This is a genomic window from Brachybacterium sp. HMSC06H03, assembly GCF_001807385.1.
GTDB lineage: Bacteria > Actinomycetota > Actinomycetes > Actinomycetales > Dermabacteraceae > Brachybacterium > Brachybacterium conglomeratum.
This window is the reverse complement of the sequence record NZ_KV788684.1, coordinates 1-730: the sequence shown is the minus strand read 5'-3', so window position 1 is coordinate 730 and position 730 is coordinate 1. Positions and strand designations below refer to the sequence as shown.

Below are 730 nucleotides of genomic sequence, written 5' to 3'. Positions count from 1 at the left end.
GGGGCCGGGGTGTCGGCCCCCTCGGCCCCGACCCCCGTCCCCTCCGGCGGCGAGCAGTCCGCCCCGGACGCCGCCCCCTCCTTCGCCTTCCGCCCGAGCGACGAGGCGGAGCGCGGACGCCGTGCACGCCGCCGGCGCCGACAGCAGGCCCGCGCCGGGACGCGCCGCACCCCCTGGATCTCCCGCACGCTCGCCGCGCTCCTGGCGGTGACCGCCCTGGTGCTGGGCGGGCTGCTGGTGACCACCCGCCGCGATCTCGCCGAGGCCGAGGAGTTCACCGACACCTGGACGACGCTCTCCCTCTCCCCCGAGGCGCAGCTCGTGCCCGGGCTGAGCGACAACGGCACCTGGCAGGCGGTGATCGCGGAGGACGGCGTGGCGCTGCGCGCCGAGGGCGTCGCCGGCTGGGACGGCGAGGTGCTCGAGCTGTGGCGCGAGACCGACGGGGTCGCGCGGAGCCTGGGCGTGCTGGACCTCTCCCGCGACGGCGAGATCGCGTTCACCGCCGACGGGACCGCCGATCGTCTGCTGGTCACGCGGGAGATGGCGCCGGGCAGCGGCTCCGGCTCCCCCTCCCCGCGGGTGGTGGCGACGCTCGACCCCGGGATCAGCGGAATCTGAGCGAGGCGCTCGACGGGCGCGGACCGCGGCCCGGCGTCGGCGCCCGCTCTTCCGGCCGGCAGGGACGATGCCGGGACGACGGAAGGGGCCGATCACCGCGAGGTGATCG

Annotated in this window: 1 pseudogene; it reads left to right on the top strand. The window is 77.8% G+C overall.

Features of this window, described 5'->3' with window-relative positions:
* Positions 1 to 621, top strand: a pseudogene (locus HMPREF3159_RS03050) (hypothetical protein); the annotation flags it as partial.
* Between the last annotated feature and the right edge of the window lie 109 nt (positions 622 to 730).